Below are 17,122 nucleotides of genomic sequence, written 5' to 3'. Positions count from 1 at the left end.
TTGTATCGCCTCAACCGAATTGTTCCCGTGCAAACGCGATTTTCTCCGCCCGGGTCGCGTGCGCGCCGGGAGGCAGCGACTCGATCAGCCGGAGGCGCGAAAGCAGCCCGTGCCCGTTCGCGATCTGGATCGCCAGCCCGGGACGCGCATTGAGCTCAAGCAGCAGCGGCCCGCGCCTGCGGTCCGTCGCAATATCGGCGCCGAAATAACCGAGCGGCGTCATTTCGGCACAACGGGCGGCAAGCTCGAGGTGTTCCTCCCACTGCGGAACGACGAGCTCCGAAAAAGCCGCGCCGGTATCGGGATGGTACGTGACCTCCTTATTGTGCGAGGCCGCGAACTCCGGCCGTCCGTCCCGGATGCGCAGCCCCACGCCGACCGCCCCCTGGTGCAGGTTCGCCCGCCCGTCCGACTCGCGCGTCGCCAGCCGGATCATCGACATGACCGGGTAGCCGCAGAAGACGATGAGCCGCACATCCGGCACGCCCTGAAAACTGAAACGGCTGTAAACATCCGAAAAATCGATGCAGCGCTCGAACAGGGCATAATCCACCTGTCCGCCCAGGCTGTAAAGGCCGGAGAGAATATTCGAAATGTGCTCGTAAATGAACTCATAACTGCACACCTCGCCGTTCGGTTTGTAAAAATTCACGCCGTCGTGCCGTTTGATGACGAGAATGCCGCGGCCGCCGCTGCCGTGTCCCGGCTTGATCACGAAGTCCGGCACACCCGCAATCATGTCGCGGAAACCTCTGACCTCATACTGGTGCCGGATGCTGCCGATCAGCTCCGCCGTCGCCACATGGTGACGAATCGCCAGCTGCTTCGTGCGCAGCTTGTCGTCCACATCCGGGTAATCCGCCCGGCGGTTGTAGCGCATGATGTAGGCGTAATTGCGCTGGTTCATGCCGAGCACGCCGGCGCGATGCAGGCTCGCCGGGGAAACCAGCCGGGGCAGTCTGACGGCGGGCAGTTTCATGGCTTCACCAGCGGTTCGAAGCGCGCGAGCTCCGTCAGCCGGTAGCCTGTGTAGGTGCCGAGCAGCAGAATCACGCCGAGAATAATCAGATTCAGCTCCGCAAACGTGTAGAGCACATACTGCAGATAACCGCTCGACAGAACCAGATAACAGACCGCGGCGGCGCCGATGCTGGCGGCGAGCTGCTTGAGCGTATTCTTCGCTCCGTCCTCTTCCCAGGTCGTCGAAGCGCGCTCGATGGTCCAGGCGATGATGATGATCGGGAAGAAAGTCGCATCAACGAACTCGGGCAGGTTGATCAGGTTCGCTCCTACGCTGATCAGCTGCATCAGCAGAATCACCACGACCACCACCGCCGAAATGCGCGGCACCATCAGCAGATTCAGACGCGACAGCCAGGCGCGGATTCCGAGCCCGACCGTCAGAATCAGCGCGAAATTCACAAGTCCCGGCAGCAGCCGCATTTCGAGGAACGCCATAGCGATCAGCACCGGCATGAAGGTTCCCATCGTCGTGATGCCGACGATGTTGCGCGTGATGACGATGAGCAGAATCGCCAGCGGCAGCAGCGCAAGGCGTTTGAACAGGTTCTGTTCCGAGGCCGGCAGTGAAAAAAGCGAAAAACCCGAAAGCGAACGGTCATCGATGATCTTCGCCCGAATCCGGTTCAGCTGCTCCGCTCCGGCCGGAACCCGGGTCACGGAGAAGCGGATCGATGAATTCTTCGCCCCGGTCACCTCCAGCAGGGATTTGTCGCTGCGCTGCAGAACCAGAAATTCACCGGGAGCTTCAAGAGCCCCTGTGTTCGGCCGGTAGATATGCCAGCGGTCCCCGTACCAGACGTCGAGGTAAACCGACGGCTGCTGCTGATAGCGCTTCTGGTCGAGCAGAATGCCGCGCAGGGCGCGGGCCGGGATGCCGCGCCCGGCCAGCACCGCGATCGCGGCATCGACCGTCACATCGGAACCCGAGTTCGGAGCCAGCGCCCGCTTTTCAGCCGGCGACAGGGCGCCGAGCCGGAGCAGCAGGGCCGGAACCAGTTTGGCGGCAGGCAGTTTACGTTCCGGGTCGATTCGGTCCAGAATTGCGGCGGCAGCGATCTTCACCGTATCCGCAACCAGTGTTTCCCCGGCGTTTTCCGGCGGAGAAAGAGGCGGCAGCTCCCGCTGCGGCGCCGGCACCAGGCGGTAGCGGCACGATACGCGGCGCGTTTCAACCGGGGCCGGCAGCGTCAGCACCATGCGCGGAAAACCGTCCTGCTCCTGCAGCTGAAACCGGGTGCGGCTGTCGGGGTCGAGCCCGAACGCCCATCCCGCATCGGGCTCCGGCACGGCGAGAGAGATCCGCACCGGTTCATCTCCGGACGGCTCCAGCGTGATATTGCCGTCGACCTGATAAAAGAAAGCGGCGCGGTCGCTGAGGCTGAAACCGAAAAAGTTGATCTTCACAAACGAAACCGCCACCGCTGCGACGGCCAGAAGAATCACCAGGATGTAGAGCATCCGGCGCGGATTGCGGGAATCGGCCATGTATCCTCCTTACAGCACGTTGCGGCGGGACGGATCGACCGCCGCAATGCCGTTGATGATGTTGCGGCCGACCAGAACCGGATATTCGAACTTGCTGCGGTCGGTCAGCGTGAATTCGCGCTCGAGCGTCAGATGGCCCATGCGGAAGGTCAGCATGACGGAAATCCGTTCAAGCGACTCTCCGCCGTGCTGCTTGATGCGGACCGTCCGCGCCACCGGCAGTTCGTACTCCTTCGACTCCCCGCCGGAACGGGCAAAGACCCGGAAGGAGACCCATTTTCTGCCGTCGCGCTCGAAGGTCCGGACATCCCGCGCATCGATCGAGCTCGTCGTCGCGCCTGTGTCGATCCGCGCCTCGAAGGGAACGGTGAAATCCGGCAGGTAGACCACTTCGGTCTCCCCGATGATTCCGAGCGGAAGATCGGTCACGACCTTGTTCTCCGGCGGGGGAGGCTCCGGCATCTCCGCCCGGCGGCAGCAGCCGGCCATCCCCAGAATCACAACACACGGCAGAAGCGTACCGACCAGCCTCATAATCCTCACGAACCTCCCTGAGCAATCCCTCCGGAACTCCGTTCCGGAATACTGATAATGATATCAGTTAAAATAGTCTGAATCCGCCCCTTTGTCAACCGCGGCGGCAACTTAATTCGATGACAAAACGGCAATCTTCCGACCTGTATGAGAAAAAAGCCCGCTCCCGGAAATCCGGGGAACGGGCTTTCGGAACACCGTCCGGCTTACTTCATGAGTTCGCCGAGGTTCTTGTAGAAGGTCATGCGGCGCTTCGCGTCGGCTTCCGCCTTCGTGAACAGCTCTTCGGCATCGGCCGGAGAGGTCTTGAAGAGGGCCTTGTAACGGTTCTCGCTGCGGATGAACTCCTGGAAGCTCGCGGTGGCTTCCTTGGTCTCCCACTTGAACGGCTGCTCCTCCGCCGGGTTGTAGCGGTAGAGCGGCCAGTAGCCGGCCTCGACCGCGCGCTTCGCTTCGGTCTGGCTCTTCGACATGTTGATGCCGTGAGCGATACACGGAGCATAGGCCAGAATGATCGACGGGCCGTTGTGCGCTTCGGCCTCGCGGATCGCGGTCAGCGCCTGCTGACGGTTCGCGCCCATCGAGATCGAGGCGACATAGACATTGCCGTAGCTCATGCACATGAAGCCGAGGTTCTTCTTGGTCAGGCGCTTGCCGCTGTTCGCGAAGAGCGCCACAGCACCGATCGGAGTCGACTTCGAAGCCTGGCCGCCGGTGTTCGAGTAAACCTCGGTGTCGAGCACGAGGATGTTCACGTTGCGGTTCTGCGCAACGACATGGTCGAGGCCGCCGAAACCGATGTCGTAGGCCCAGCCGTCGCCGCCGAGGATCCAGACCGACTTGTCGACGAAGTAATCCTTCAGCTCGAGCATCTTGGCGTAGATTTCCCGCTTTTCGCCTTCGGATTTTTCAACGGCGACCTTCAGCAGCTCGCCGAGCTTTTCCTGATTGGCCATCGCTTCGTCGGAGGTGTTCTCCCAGTTCGCGACCGCGTAATCAAGCGCCGATTTCATATCGTCGCAGCAGACGCCGAGTTCCTGGATCTTTTTGATGCAGTCCATCAGCTGTTTGCGGTTCGTATCGACCGCGAGGCGCATGCCGAAGCCGTATTCCGCGTTGTCCTCGAAGAGCGAGTTCGCCCAGGCCGGACCGCGGCCCTTCTTGTCCTTGCAGTACGGCAGCGACGGGAACGAGCCGCCGTAGATCGACGAACAGCCGGTCGCGTTCGCGACGATCATGCGGTTGCCGAAGAGCTGGCTGACCAGCTTGACGTACGGAGTTTCGCCGCAGCCCGCGCAGGCGCCGCTGAACTCGAAGTACGGCATCAGGAACTGCGAACCCTTGACGGTCTTCGCATCGGTGCCGCCCATGACATTGTCCGGCAGCGAGAGGAAGAATTCGACGTTCTCGTCCTGGCCGGCGGCACGCTCTTCCGGCGTGTGGGTCAGGTGGATCGCCTTCTCCTTGACCGGGCAGGTCTCGACGCAGACGCCGCAACCGGTGCAGTCTTCGATGAAGACCTGCAGACGGTACTTGAGACCGAGCTCCTTCTTGACCGGCGGCTTCGCGTCGACGGTATTGAAGGAGGCCGGCGCTCCGGCGAGATTCGCCGGCTCGATCAGCTTCGAACGGATCGCGGCATGCGGGCACGCCATCACGCACTGGTTGCACTGGATGCAGGCGGCCGAATCCCACTTCGGAACCGACGGAGCGATTCCGCGCTTCTCGAACTTCGAGGTCGCGGTCGGCATCGAACCGTCATAGGACATCGCGGAGACCGGGATGTCGTCGCCCTTCTGGTGCAGGATCGGCTTCATGAGCGTATTCGCGAACGTGCCCATATCTTCGGTGATGAGCGCCTTCGGCTCGTAGGCCGCGACGCCGTCCAGCGAAGCCGGAACTTCGACTTCCTTCAGCATGGCGAGCGCCTGATCGACGCAGGCCTGGTTTTCCTTGACGACATCGTCGCCCTTCTTCTTGAACTTCTTCTCGATTCCGGACTTGATGTAGCCGATCGCCTCGTCGGCCGGAATGATGTTGGCCAGCTTGAAGAAGCAGGTCTGCATGATGGTCGAAACGTACTTCGGGCTGCCGACTTCGAGCGCGAGCTTCAGCGCGTCGATCGTGTAGACCTTCACATGCTTCCTGACGATGACTTCCTGCATTTCGCGGGTGAAGCTCTCGAAGACCTTGTCGGCCGGGAGTTCGCTGTTGATCAGGAACGTGCCGCCGTCAACGATGCCGGCGAGCATGTCGTAACGGCCGATGTAAGCCGGATTGTGGCAGGCAACGAAGTTCGGCGCCGTGATCGTGTATTCGCTGGTGATCGGCTTGTCGCCGAAACGCAGGTGCGAAACCGTGATGCCGCCGGACTTCTTCGAGTCGTAGACGAAGTAGGCCTGCACGTACTTGTTGGTGTGGTCGCCGATGATCTTGACCGAGTTCTTGTTCGAGCCGACGGTGCCGTCGCCGCCGAGGCCCCAGAACATGCAGGCCGTGGTGCCGGCCGGCTCGGTGACGATCTCTTCATCGATCGGCAGCGAAAGACCGGTCACGTCGTCATTGATGCCGACGGTGAAATTGTGGGTGTTCTTGCCGTCCATGTGCTTGTAGATCGCATTGACCATCGACGGGGTGAACTCTTTGCTGGCCAGTCCGTAACGACCGCCGATAACGGTGACATCCTTCCCGGCGAGAGCGGCCTTGACGTCGAGGAAAAGCGGCTCGCCGAGGCTGCCGGGCTCCTTGCAGCGGTCGAGGACCGCAACCTTCTTGACGGTCGCCGGCAGCGCCTTGACGAGCACATCGGCAGCGAACGGGCGATAGAGACGAACCTTCAGGAGACCGAGCTTCCGGCCCTTCGCATTCAGGTAGCCGATCGCCTCTTCGATGGTCTCGCAGGCGGAACCCATCGCGACGATGACCTTGTCGGCGTCGGCGGCGCCGACGTAATCAAACAGGTGATACTTGCGGCCGGTGACTTCGCCGACCTTGTCCATATACTTCTGGACGATGGCCGGGAGCGCCTCGTACTGCTTGTTGGTCGTCTCGCGGCCCTGGAAGTAGACGTCCGGATTCTGGGCGGCCATCTTCGCGTACGGAGCATCCGGGCGCAGCGCGCGGTTGCGGAAACGCTCGACGTACTTCATGTCGAGCATCGACTTCATGTCGGAGTAATCGAGCAGCTCGACCTTCTGGAACTCATGGGAGGTGCGGAAGCCGTCGAAGAACGCGAGGAACGGGATTTCGCTCTCGAGCGTCGCAAGGTGGGCGACGAGCGCGAGGTCGTGGGTCTCCTGGATCGACGCGGCGGAGGTCATCGCGTAACCGGTCGCGCGGCAGCTCATCACGTCGGAATGGTCGCCGAAGATCGACAGCGACTGGGCCGCGAGGGCGCGGGCCGAAACGTGGAAGACGGTCGGGAGCATCTCGCCGGCGATCTTGTACATGTTCGGAATCATCAGCAGCAGCCCCTGGCTGGCCGTGTAGGTCGTGGTCAGCGCACCGGCCGAAAGAGAACCGTGCACCGCACCGGCGGCACCGGCTTCGGACTGCATTTCAACAACTTCAAGCTTCTGGCCGAACATGTTCTTCTGGCCCTGGCTGGCCCAGATGTCGGCGTACTCGCCCATCGTCGAGGAAGGGGTGATCGGGTAGATCGCCGCCACCTCGCTGAACGCGTAGGCAACGTACGACGCCGCGTAATTCCCGTCGATGGTTTGCATTTTTTTAGCCATGATTCCTCCGTTATTGATTAGATGAGTAAAAGTTGGCTTCTTTTACTGAAAAAGACCGTTATGACACCTCAGTTCCACAAATAATATCACAATTTACACCCGATCGGCGATTTTTTCAACCCGTTTCGGTTGAATTTCCGCAAGGAATCATCCGGCGAATGCCGTTTTGCCGAAAAATCCATAACGAATCATGAAAATTCCATTTGGCGATTGCGCATCCCGGGTTATATTATAAGAAGAATAAAAGGAACCGGCATTGCCATTTTCAGGCCCGGAGAAAGCGATATTTATGAAAGAACTCAGAATCGGACTTATCGGCTGCGCGGGGCGCGGCACACTCGCCGATCACGCCAATTTGCCCGGCAAAGCGCGCGTCGTCGCCGGCGCGGACCGCTACCCGGAACAGCGGCAGATGTTCCTCGACCGCTACCGCGAAAAATACCGCACGGAGCCGGCCGTCTACACCGACTACCGCGAAATGATCGACAAAGAGCAGCTCGACGGCGTCGTCATCGCCAGTCCGGACTTCCTGCACGAAGAGCATGCCGTCTATGCGCTCGGACACAGGGTTCCGGTCTATCTCGAAAAACCGATCGCAATCGCGATCGACAGCGCCGACCGCATCCTCGAGGCAGCTTATGCCGGCCGAACCAAGCTCGTCATCGGCCACAACATGCGTTACATGGCGTTCGTCCGCAAGATGAAGGAGATCATCGACGCCGGAACGATCGGAGAAGTCAGGGCGGTCTGGTGCCGTCACTTCGTCAGCTACGGCGGCGACGCCTATTTCCGCGACTGGCACGCCAGAAAGGCGTACAGCAACAGCCTGCTGCTGCAGAAGGGCGCGCACGATATCGACGTGATCCACTTCCTGGCCGGATCGCGCACGGTGCGGGTCAACGGCATGGGCAATCTCTCCGTCTACGACAAGCTGCCGCGCCGGCCGGCGGGAGAGGAACGGATCCGAGAGGGCATTGCGTCGGTCTGGAAGACGGACCACTGGCCTCCGCTCGAGCAGAAGGAGCTCTACCCGGTCATCGAGGTGGAGGATGTCAACATGATCAACATGCAGCTCGCCAACGGCGTCATGGCCAGCTACGAGCAGTGCTTCTACACGCCGGACACCTGCCGGAACTACACGGTCATCGGCACACGGGGGCGGCTCGAAAATTACGGAGACTACTCGCCGAAGAGCGACATCCAGATCTGGACCCGCCGCACCGACAACTTCCGGCTCGAAGGCGACATCACCTGCCGCGTCGATGCGTCGGACGGCTCACACGGCGGCGCCGACCCGCTGATCATCGAAAGCTTCATCGACGCGCTGCACGGCGTCTACGACGTCTGGTCGACGCCGCAGGCCGCGCGTTACAGCGTCGCGGCAGGCTGCTGCGGCGCGGATTCGATCCGTTCCGGCGGCATGCCGGAGAACGTTCCGGCGCTGCCGGACTATCTGGAAAACTGGGATTTCGCCCGGGCAGAGGAGAAAAAGTAACATGCGCGTACTCGTCACCGGCGGCGCCGGCTTCATCGGCAGCCACATCGTCGAACATTTTCAGGGGAAGGCCGAAGTGAGGGTGCTCGACTCGCTGCGCTCCGGTTACCGCCGGAACCTCGACGGCTTCGACGTCGAATTCATCGAGGGGGACATCCGGAACCGCGAACTCGTGCGGCAGGCGATGCAGGACGTCGATTACGTCTTTCACCTCGCCGCGCTCGTCAGCGTGCCGGAGTCGATGGAGAAAATCACGGAGTGCATGGACATCAACGGCACCGGCATGATCGTCGTCCTGGAAGAGGCCGCCCGCGCCGGCGTCAGAAAGCTCTGTTTCTCGACCTCGGCGGCCGTCTACGGCGACAATCCCGAGCTGCCGAAACGCGAAAGCATGACGCCGGAGCCGAAGAGCCCGTATGCGATCACAAAGCTCGACGGCGAATACTACTGCCGGATGTTCACCGAAACCGGAAAACTGCAGACCGCCTGCCTGCGCTACTTCAACGTGTTCGGGCCGCGCCAGGACCCGAAGAGCGCCTATGCCGCCGCAGTGCCGATTTTCATCGACAAGGCCCGGAAGAACGAACCGCTGACGATTTTCGGCGACGGCGGCCAGACCCGCGACTTCATCTTCGTGAAGGACATCGTCGCGGCGAACGCGTTCCTCGCCATGAGCGCTCATACCGGCGTCTACAACATTGCGAACGGCGGCAAAATCACCATCAACGACCTTGCGAAAGAGATCATCCGGCTGACCGGCTCGAAATCCGAAATCGTACACCTGCCGGAACGGGCGGGAGACATCAGGCATTCGACCGCCTCGCCCGAGAAGATCCGCGCCGCCGGCTTCACCCCCTCGTGGAGCTTCGCCGATGCGCTCGCCGAAACCATCAGCCGTTAGCGGAAACGAATTCCCGGGGCGGGAGAATTTCCGCCCCGCTTTTCTTACGGATACAGTTCGGCGATACGGGTCGGGTTTCCGGCTTTCCGCATCGCCTGCTGCACCTCCGCATACGGCAGTTCCGCGGCAGTCGTCCGCCGTTCCGCGGCAAGCGCCGCCGCGGCTCCGGCGGCCTCTCCGGTCAGCGCCGCCACGGGAATCACCCGGGTCACCTCCCACGCATCGCCCTCCGACGAAATGCAGCGGCCCGCCGCCAGCACATTGCTCAGCGTTTTCGGCAGCAGCGAACGGTACGGTAATTCCCAGACCTTGCCGCAGCATCTCCAGTCGGCGCAGACCCCGACCGAATCCTCGAACGCCCGCCACTCCATACCCGGCTGCAAGGTGAACGCCCCGTCAATCCGCCGGGTGTGGCGCAAATCCGGCATGGCCGGCAGCTTGAGCGGGAAACGGCCGAAACGGTCGGCCGCCCCCGAAGCATAGGCTTCCGCAAGCTGCCGCCGGTATCTCTCCCGCCCGGCCATGACGAAATCACTGACCATCCGCCCGCTGACGCCGGGCTCCGTAAAATCCGGGTCGGTCGAACCGCCGACGATCGAAGCGCGGATTCCGGGCGCGAGCACAGCTCCGCTCTCCTGCTTTGAATACTCCAGCGTCCAGCTTGCCAGCGCATTCGCCGCAACCGGGCAATCCGCCCCGGCAAAAAAAGCGACATCCGCATCACCGGACGCATCGACGAACACAGCCGCCTCGAGGCGTCCGATGCCGGACTTGTTCGCCACCCGCACCGCCGTCACCCGGTCGCCCGCCGTCTCCGCATCGATCAGCTGCGTGTCGAGCCACAGGTCGCAGCCGGACGCCTGAAGCAGTTCGTCGATCCCGAGCACCATCGAAGCCGGAGAAAAAACAACCCGGTAACGCTTTTCTTCCGCCAGGTTTCTGCCGCTGCTCCAACCGGGCGGAATTTCGCCGGGTCCGTATTTGAGACCGGTTTTCAGGAGTTCTTCGGAGATGCCGAAGGTCACCTGCGTTCCGTTGCCGTCGCAGAGAGGCAGATAGATGAAAATGATTCCGGCCGTGGCGAGACCGCCCCAGAGCACCGTTTTCTCAATCAGCGCGGTCTTCGCCCCGCGACGGGCCGCCGCAAGCGCCGCCGCCACACCGGCAACGCCGCCGCCGGCAACCACAACATCGTAACGTTTCGTGAAATCATTCCGCATCGTATCCGTTCCTATTTTACGTCCAGAGCGAACAATACGCCGACAATCAGCAGCAGCAGCTCGGTCAGGCTGCCGGCCAGCGTGATGAAATCCGACGTAACCCCGCCGTAATTCCGGCGGAAGTAGCCCGCAAACCCGGTCGCGCAGAAATAAACCACGGCGCCCGCCGCAATCACCCCGAACGGAAAGAACGGCAGCATGATCAGATAGAGGATGCCGAACGCCCACCAGCCGGCCCGGCGGTTTTCATGCGGCACCGGCAGCAGCGGCACGCCGCTCTCGCGGTCCGGGTCGGCGGCCAGCATCCCCTGCACCGTAAAAGCGCCGGCCAGGATCACGAGAATCCAGAGCTTCGCGCCGTAGAAAGCCAGCGTGAACAGCAATGCGGCCTTGGCCACCTCCAGCAGCGAAACGAAGACGGCGGCCAGAGGATTGCCGATCGCGTTCCAGTCCCCGGTCATCCTCGGCAGCGCGTCGACCACCGGGACCCCGTGCTGCTTCAGCAGAAAACACGACGTCAGCAGCCCGAGGCCGCGCCCGGAATCCTTCAAATCAAGGAACGCCGTGCAGAGAACCGCGAAAATGATGCTCCCCGCCACCGGCTTGAAAACGACCGAGCAGAAGACCGCCGCCAGCGCCAGCAGGATGCCGACCGCCGCCCCCGCCAGCGGAAATCCGACCAGCTTCGAAGTCGCATCCGTCCTGCCGCCGAGCCGGGCGCGCAAAGCCGCCGGCAGCGGAAAATCGATCAGCATCTCCCAGGCGCCGAATGCGCCGCGCAGATATTTTTCAGGTTTCATCATGACCTTTGATCCTTTTGTATTCGGCACACATGAGTTCATGGACCCGGGCGGCCAGCTCCTTGCGGTTTTCACCGGGAACCGGTTCCACGACCGGCAGAATATAAACATCGGCCTTCACATGCGACAGGCCGAGAATCCGCCAGATGTGCGGAAAAAGCGCAGCGTGCCCGAACCAGGCCAGCGGATAGGCGTTCGGGTCCCCGCTGCTGAAAAACGTCAGCAGCGGCTGAATGCGGCACCCGGCCTCGACCGCCGCCTCGAACGGCGTCGACTTGAACGGCAGCAGCCCGTGCTCGCCGTCCGTGCTCGTTCCCTCCGGATAGACGAGCAGATTGATCTTGTGCTCGAGCGTCGCAATCATTTCATCGGCGGCCTCCTTCGATTTCTGACGCGACGTGCGGTTGATCCAGATCGGGCGGCTCTGCGCGACGAACGGGCCGAGCACCGGCCATTTCCGCATCTCCATCTTCGGCGCGAACCGGATCGGGAAAATCGCCGCATGGGTCAGAATATCCAGATACCCCTGATGATTGCTGACGATCAGCCCGCCCGGAAACTGCTGCGGATCGCCGTGGACCTCAATCTCGAAATTGAAAATCCTCGCCGAGCCGCGCGCCCACTCCCGCGCATGCCGGGCCGAACATGCGACGGCATCCCAGCCGGAGCGCCCCTTCTGATCCCGGTGCACCCGGATGCTCGATACGATAAACCACCAGACGACTTTCCAGAACCGCACGATTCTGCGAATATAATGCTTCACCATTCCCGACCGATCTCCCACCGGAATCATTCCGGCTACTCTTTCCATTCTCAGAACGGAAACTCTTCCGTTTCCGGCTGTTCCGTCTCCGTTTTCTCCAGAACCCTGTGCGGATCGGCGGCGCGGGTCTGCTCCGCGACGCCGTGCACCATAACCGCCTTCCCCTCCGCCCCCGACACCGGGCAGATGTACTGACAGCAGCCGCAGCCGATGCAGAGCTCCTCCACCACCTGAGGAATCGTCAGGTGATCTCTGTACGGCACCATCTGGAGCGCACCGGTCGGACAGTGTTCGGCACAGGCCCCGCAGCTTGTGCCGTCGGTCACGACCACGCAACGCTCCCGGTAATACCGCACCTCGCCGATCCGGCAATGGTGCTTCTCGTCGGCGGTCAATTTTTTCAGCGCGCCGGTCGGACAGAGATTCGAACAGTTGCGGCATTCGAACTCGCATTTGCCGACTTCAAAGGAAAGCACCGGCTGCCCCATCCCGGCCAGTCCGTATTCGAGGAAGGCCGGTTTCAGGGTGTGTCCGGTACAGTTTGCGATACACAGTCCGCAGCCCGTGCAGCGGCGCAGGAATTCATCGCGGCTGCCGGCTCCGGGCGGCATCACCGGCGGCACGCCGCCGGCGGCTTTCCCCGATGAGGCGCTGTGCCGGATCAGCCGCCCGGCCGGCAGCGCCAGAGCGGCGGAAATTCCGGCCGCGGCCAGAAAAGCCCGGCGTCCCCGGTCGACCTCCTGCTTCGGTTCCTCCGGCGGAACCTCCTTCTCCGGACGGCGGCCGAAACGGATCGCCCCGAAACGGCAGACTGCGCCGCAGTTCATGCACGCCACGCAGCGCTCGGTATCGAGCCTCCGGTTCCGGACGTCGATACAGCCGGCCTTGCAGACCTTCACGCATTGGCCGCACCGCATGCACTTGTCGGGATCGAGTCCGAGCGGAAAAAACGCCCGGCGCGCCAGGAGCCCGAGCACCGCCCCGACCGGACAGAGCGTATTGCAGAAAATCCTCCCCCGGTATGCCGCCGCGCCCAGAACCGCCAGCAGCAGCCCTCCGGCCAGCGCGGCCGGCAGCAGCGGGACCTCCGGGCGCGGTTCCAGCGGAACGACCGAATCGACCCGCCCGTACAGACTGTTGTTGCCCTCGATGAAAAGCGCCTGCCCGACGCCGGCCGCGTTCCGTCCGAAAAGCGAATACGGATCGAGAAGGCCGAGCGGCACGATCCAGCCGCCGAGCGCGAGCAGGACCGCAATCAGCAGCACCAGACAGCGTGTGCGTTTCAGGTTCGGCTGGAGCTTATACCGGAAGCGGTTGAAGCTGACCAGCCTGCCGAGGCGCGCAAAAATATCCTGCATCACGCCGAGCGGACAGCAGAAAGAGCAGTAGAACCGGCCCGCCAGCAGCGCGGAAGCGGCAACGACCGCAAACAGAACCAGCGACACAACCGAAAACCGCGTGAGCGCGCGGAGAAACGACGGCAGGAACTCCCCTTTCGCCGCTTCGCCGCACCAGACGGCAAGCGATGAAAATCCGGCGAGGAAACCCGCCAGAACGAGCAGCGAGACGACAATTCGCAGATACTTCAGCAGCCGGAACTTCAGCATGGTTCAGAGCACCACCCTCCGGATATCGAGTTTGCCGAGCTCGGTCGTGCCGAGTCCGAGCTTCTGCCCGGCCGGGATATGCCCGATCGTCGAAAGCGGGAAGTCGATCATGCGCGCCGAAGCCGTATCGACGGCGACGATGTCGCGCGACAGGAGCAGACTGCGCAGATTCCGCACCACCGAATTCGCGTTGCCGCGCGGACCGCCGGTCGTCATGACCCGGAACGCGTCGACCACGTTCAGGTCCGGCCGCCGGATCAGGCTCGCATCGGCGATGCACTGCTGCAGGTTGTTGGCGTGCATATGGCGCCGGTCCCAGACGAGCCCCATGAAATTCTTCATGGCGCAGGTCAGCTTCGCGCCGCCGTGGTGCTTGAGGACCGGAACGTTGAAAAATACGTCGCTGTCGAGAATCAGCCGATGCACCTTCGCCTTCTTCATGTTGACGGCGCCGGGAATATCGACCTCGCGGTAATCCTCCTCCACCGCGCCGGAGACCATCTTGCCGCCGGCGGCCTCGACCGCCGCCCTGATTCCGCTTTTCGAATAGCTGGCGACCCAGTTGTCGCAGGTGTGGTCGAAGACGGAAACCTCCTTCGCTCCGGCCTCCAGGCAGCGGCTGACCATGCGACCGACCAGCTCCGGATTCGTGTTCGCGCCGCTTTCGGGCGGACGGTCCCAGCCGATGTTCGGTTTGATGACCACGCTCTGACCGGGCTTGACGAAAGCGGACATGCCGCCGAAGAGGGCGATTCCGGCGTCGAACATTTCAGCCGGCGAATCTCCCCGCAGGGCGACCAGATCCGGTGTTTTCCCCTCCGCCGGAGGCTGCTGTTCCGCGGCGGCCGCATTTCCGAGCCGCCCGGCGATTCCGACCGTCAGCGCAAGCGCGGCGGTCCCCTTCAGAAAATCCCGACGATCCATCCCGTGCCTCCTCATAACTGGTTGATTCCGGTTGTCTGCATTTCTGTAAATTATAGCACTTCTCCGTGAATTTACAAGAAAAGAAGGGGCGAAAACTTGAGAATTGACCGATCCGGAAGTATAGTATGCGACCGTGCTGTTTCGGAAAACAACCAATAGGATACATTCATGGCACCACTCTCCCGGATCGGAACGCCTCTCTGTCTCGCCCTGATTGCCGGATTTCTGATCGTGCTGACCGGTTGCGGAGAAACCGGCAGCCGGACCGTCGACCAGATCAGGGTCGTCGACGGCGCCGAACAATGCGCCCTGCCCGGAAAGGCGTTCGCCAGGCCGGTCAAGATCGAACTGCTCGGCCCGCAGGAACCCGGGCTGCTCGGCGGCAAAGGCAGCCGTTCGCCCGCGGCCGGAAGCGTCGTGCTCTTCGAACCCGCCGACGGCTCCGACCTGAAGGTCGAGCCGGAAGTCGTCAAGACCGACGAGGGCGGCGGCGCGGTCGTGACCGTCACCGCCGGAAAAACCACAGGCGACCAGTATCTGCGGATCATTCCGAAGGATGCCCCCGACAGAAGCGTCACGCTCCGTTTCATCACCGGCATGCAGATCGACGGCGACAACGAGCAGTACCGGACCGGATCGGTCAGCGCCGAGCCGCTCTCGGTGAAGCTTGTGAAGCCGGACGGGTCTCCCGCTCAGGGCGTCGCAGTCAACTTCGACCTGCTGGCCACCGCCGAAGGCGCCAGAACCAATGCGAAAATCCTGACGCCGACGGCGGTGACCAACGCCGACGGCATCGCCGAAACCGAGGTGAAACTCGGCGACCGCAGCGGCGTCTACAACATCGGAATCAGCGTGGTCAGCCCGGAAGAGGGCTTCCTGATCCAGAACAAGACGGTCAAGCTGCTCGGCTTCAACATCATCTCGGTCGTCATCGCCGTGCTCGGCGGACTCGCGCTCTTCGTCTTCGGCATGGAACTCATGGGCGACGGCATTCAGAAGATCGCCGGCGAGAACATGAAGAAGGTCCTGCAGTTCTTCGCCCGCAACGGCATCGTCGCCGTGCTGGCCGGAACGCTGGTCACGGCGGTCATCCAGTCGTCGAGCGCCACGACGGTCATGGTCATCGGCTTCATCAACGCCGGGCTGCTGAATCTGTCGCAGGCGATCGGCATCATCTTCGGCGCGAACATCGGCACGACCGTCACGGCGCAGATCATTTCGTTCAATCTCTCCGGGCTGGCGCTGCCGGCGATCACGATCGGTTTCGTCATCACGCTTTCCAAAAAACGGACGGTCAAGGGGTGGGGAGAGAGCATCCTCGGTTTCGGGCTGCTGTTCTTCGGCATGATGATGATGTCCGGCGAGCTCAAAATGCTCGCGGACTTCCCGGATTTCCGGAACGCGTTCCAGTGGTTCGACTGCCGCCCGGCCGCTTTCGGCGGCTGGATGCCGATCGGCGCGGTGCTCGGAGCGATCCTGATCGGGCTGGTCGCCACCGTGCTGATCCAGTCGAGCTCGGCCGCGATGGGCATCGTGCTCGCGCTGGCGGCGGGCGGACTCATCAACTTCTGGACCGCCGTACCGCTCCTCATCGGCACCAATATCGGCACGACCATCACCGCCATGCTCGCGGCGATCACGGCGAACCGCGTCGCCAAGCAGGCGGCCGTCGCCCACACACTGTTCAATCTTTTCGGCGCGGTCCTCATGCTCGTGCTGTTCTACGTGCCGTACGGACCGCAGCGGATTCCGGTATTCCTCTATTTCATCAATGCGATCACGCCGGGCAATGTTTTCGCGCCGGACCCGCAGAATATCGAACGCCATATCGCCATGGCGCACACCTTCTTCAACGTCGCGGTCGTCCTGCTGCTGCTGCCGTTCATCAACCAGTTCGCGCGGCTCTGCAACTGGCTGCTGCCGATCCCGGCCAACGAGAAAATCCGGATCCAGCCGCTCGAGCCGAACCTGCTGTCGACGCCGTCCGTTGCGCTGAAGCAGTCCGTCAGCGTGATCCGCATGATGGTCGAAGACTCCTGGAAAATGGTCGACCAGGCCGTCAACATGCACTTCATCGCCGGAGTCTCCGACGCCGACAGGTATAAAGCGCTCGCCGAGGCCGAGGAGCGGATCGACGCCATGCAGACGGAAGTGACCGCCTACCTCGTCCAGATCACCCGGCGGCAGCTGACCGAGCCGCAGTCCGAGCTCGTCCCGCTGCTCATGCACTGCACGAATGACGCGGAGCGCATCGCCGACCACACCGAGCTCATCCTCCAGCTGACCGACCGGCTGCTGAAAACCGGCAAGAAGGTCTCCCTCTCCGGCAAGAAAGATCTCCGCAAACTCTGGAACGTCCTCGACGATCAGGCCCGCAACACGATCTCGGCGCTCGGCAGCACGAGTCCCGAACAGATCAAGTTCGCCATGAAGGACGAGCGACGGCTCCAGAAAATGGCCGCCAAGCTCGAAGCCGCCCATACCGAACGGCTCCGGAAAGGCAAGTGCCAGCTGGCCAATGCCGTCATCTTCATCGAAATGCTCGGAGAAATGACCAAAATCGGCGAACGCCTGTCGAACATCGCGGAACGCACTCCGGAAATCCAGAAACACTATATCGAGCTTTGATCATC

The 17,122-nt window shown here is 62.3% G+C and carries 12 protein-coding genes; 3 read left to right on the top strand and 9 right to left on the bottom strand.

Annotated features, from left to right (window positions below):
- Positions 1 to 10 precede the first annotated feature (10 nt).
- From FYJ85_RS17885 to nifJ, 4 genes are all read right to left on the bottom strand, one after another.
- Complete coding sequence (locus tag FYJ85_RS17885; protein WP_106051477.1) at positions 11 to 979, bottom strand: alpha-L-glutamate ligase-like protein; 969 nt, start codon at positions 977 to 979, stop codon at positions 11 to 13.
- Positions 976 to 2,508 carry a 7TM domain-containing protein gene (locus tag FYJ85_RS17880; protein ID WP_154419930.1) on the bottom strand — a complete coding sequence of 511 codons (1,533 nt, stop codon included), beginning with the start codon at positions 2,506 to 2,508 and terminating at the stop codon, positions 976 to 978. The genes FYJ85_RS17885 and FYJ85_RS17880 overlap by 4 nt, the downstream gene beginning before the upstream one ends.
- A 9-nt stretch (positions 2,509 to 2,517) precedes the next feature.
- A complete protein-coding gene (locus tag FYJ85_RS17875; RefSeq protein ID WP_106051481.1) occupies positions 2,518 to 3,042 on the bottom strand; it encodes an ATP-dependent zinc protease family protein in 525 nt (174 codons plus the stop codon).
- A 206-nt stretch (positions 3,043 to 3,248) separates the two neighbouring features.
- Entirely contained in the window at positions 3,249 to 6,779 is a 3,531-nt protein-coding gene (gene nifJ / locus FYJ85_RS17870) for a pyruvate:ferredoxin (flavodoxin) oxidoreductase (protein ID WP_154419928.1), read from the bottom strand.
- 289 nt (positions 6,780 to 7,068) lie between these two features.
- Between nifJ and FYJ85_RS17865 the strand changes: the two genes are divergently transcribed.
- Together FYJ85_RS17865 and FYJ85_RS17860 are read left to right on the top strand one after the other, a co-directional pair.
- The gene (locus FYJ85_RS17865) at positions 7,069 to 8,274 is read left to right on the top strand and encodes a Gfo/Idh/MocA family protein (RefSeq protein WP_154419926.1); all 1,206 of its coding nucleotides are present in this window, start codon (positions 7,069 to 7,071) and stop codon (positions 8,272 to 8,274) included.
- A gap of 1 nt (position 8,275) precedes the next feature.
- The gene (locus tag FYJ85_RS17860) at positions 8,276 to 9,175 is read left to right on the top strand and encodes an NAD-dependent epimerase/dehydratase family protein (protein WP_154419924.1); all 900 of its coding nucleotides are present in this window, start codon (positions 8,276 to 8,278) and stop codon (positions 9,173 to 9,175) included.
- 44 nt (positions 9,176 to 9,219) lie between these two features.
- Here FYJ85_RS17860 and FYJ85_RS17855 read toward each other — a convergent pair whose 3' ends face one another.
- From FYJ85_RS17855 to FYJ85_RS17835, 5 genes are read right to left on the bottom strand one after another with little or no spacing between them, the layout of a single operon-like run.
- Complete coding sequence (locus FYJ85_RS17855; RefSeq protein ID WP_154419922.1) at positions 9,220 to 10,395, bottom strand: FAD-dependent oxidoreductase; 1,176 nt, start codon at positions 10,393 to 10,395, stop codon at positions 9,220 to 9,222.
- Between the two features lie 11 nt (positions 10,396 to 10,406).
- Entirely contained in the window at positions 10,407 to 11,198 is a 792-nt protein-coding gene (locus FYJ85_RS17850; protein WP_106051491.1) for a hypothetical protein, read from the bottom strand.
- Positions 11,185 to 11,961: a lysophospholipid acyltransferase family protein gene (locus tag FYJ85_RS17845; RefSeq protein ID WP_177995306.1), complete on the bottom strand. Its 777-nt coding sequence runs from the start codon at positions 11,959 to 11,961 to the stop codon at positions 11,185 to 11,187. The genes FYJ85_RS17850 and FYJ85_RS17845 overlap by 14 nt, the downstream gene beginning before the upstream one ends.
- A 47-nt stretch (positions 11,962 to 12,008) precedes the next feature.
- Positions 12,009 to 13,565 carry a 4Fe-4S binding protein gene (locus FYJ85_RS17840; RefSeq protein WP_106051495.1) on the bottom strand — a complete coding sequence of 519 codons (1,557 nt, stop codon included), beginning with the start codon at positions 13,563 to 13,565 and terminating at the stop codon, positions 12,009 to 12,011.
- Positions 13,566 to 13,568: 3 nt separating this feature from the next.
- The gene (locus FYJ85_RS17835) at positions 13,569 to 14,489 is read right to left on the bottom strand and encodes a DUF362 domain-containing protein (RefSeq protein WP_106051497.1); all 921 of its coding nucleotides are present in this window, start codon (positions 14,487 to 14,489) and stop codon (positions 13,569 to 13,571) included.
- Positions 14,490 to 14,657: 168 nt separating this feature from the next.
- Between FYJ85_RS17835 and FYJ85_RS17830 the strand changes: the two genes are divergently transcribed.
- Positions 14,658 to 17,117, top strand: a complete 2,460-nt coding sequence (locus FYJ85_RS17830) for a Na/Pi symporter (RefSeq protein ID WP_154419918.1) — start codon at positions 14,658 to 14,660, stop codon at positions 17,115 to 17,117.
- The last annotated feature ends 5 nt before the right edge of the window (positions 17,118 to 17,122 follow it).

Source organism: Victivallis lenta, from assembly GCF_009695545.1.
Classification (GTDB): domain Bacteria; phylum Verrucomicrobiota; class Lentisphaeria; order Victivallales; family Victivallaceae; genus Victivallis; species Victivallis lenta.
The sequence above is the reverse complement of the archived record's forward strand: the minus strand, read 5'-3'. Positions and strand labels throughout refer to the sequence as shown.